Annotated in this window: 1 protein-coding gene; it reads right to left on the minus strand. The window is 72.4% G+C overall.

Annotated features, from left to right (window positions below):
* The coding region (locus E2E34_RS34500; protein ID WP_138905740.1) for an oxidoreductase at positions 1 to 951 on the minus strand (951 nt) is incomplete at its 3' end.
* Positions 952 to 1,119 lie beyond the last annotated feature (168 nt).

Below are 1,119 nucleotides of genomic sequence, written 5' to 3' on the forward strand. Positions count from 1 at the left end.
GTCCAGCGCGATCCGGTGCTTCCCCGGTTCCAGCACGTCGTCGAAGACCTCGTGGGCGTGCGTCCGGGACAGCCGGTCCAGGCGGTACGCGATCAGCTGCACCCGGCACGTGGACGTCACCTCCACCCCCGCCTCGCCCTCCACCGCCACCAGCCGCGTCAGGCGTCGCTGCTCCGTCGGGCTGCGGTCCAGGGCGGCCTCGATCTGGGCCACCAGCAGCGGGACGATCGGCGCCAGGCCGTCCACGTAGGCGACATCGGCGCCCGCCCGCTCGAACGCCGCCCGGGTGCCGGCCCGCACCCGCTCGTCCACCGCCCTGCCGAAGGCCACCGCTCCGTACGCCCGCAGTTCGTCGGGCGGTACGTCCGCCGCGTCGGCGGTGATGTCGGCGCCGATGTTGATCGTCCGCAGGGCCGCGGCCAGTTTGGCCAGGACGTCGACGCGCGCCCCGATCAGCAGCACGCGGCGGCGCGGCGGGGGTTCCTCTTCGCCGGCCGCGAGCAGTTGCTCCAGCGCCGCGCGGTACTCCCGGCCGCGGAAGCGGAAGGGGCCTATCCCGTGATAGCCGTTCAGCTCCAGGTCGGCGGTCTCGGTGGTCTGCCACGCGAAGTCCCGCCAGACGAAGTCGTCCCCGGCCCGCTCGATCACGGCGGTCACCGCGCCGCACTCCATGCTCTCGCACTCGGGGCAGCCGTAGATGACGTACCGCCCCTCGGGCAGCGGTGCTTGCGCTTCGAGGAGCAGGCAGCGGACCTGCGCGGTGAAGATGGCAGGCGGTACGTCGGCGGCCAGGGGGGACACCGCGTCGAGGCCCGACAGCTGGTGGAGCAGCGGGCGCCCGTCGACGACGAAGTCCATGAAGTCGCGGTGCACTTGGTAGTCCCCGTTGACGAGGACACCGCCGGCCCGCATTGCCGGAGCCAGCCCGAAAGTCGCGTAGTCGGCAGACATGTCCTGAGTATCCCCAGCTATGACGTGATGTGAGCACGGCATCGCTGATTCCGTTTACGTCCGGACATGGTCGTGCGCGGCGACGGGGCGGGTGGCCCCGGCTGCGGGGGTCGGTGCCGCGCCGGGGCGTCTCCTCCCGGCAGCGTTGAAGGCGCTGCTCGTCAGGGG

Source organism: Streptomyces albidochromogenes (assembly GCF_005981925.1).
GTDB classification, from domain to species: Bacteria; Actinomycetota; Actinomycetes; order Streptomycetales; family Streptomycetaceae; genus Streptomyces; species Streptomyces albidochromogenes.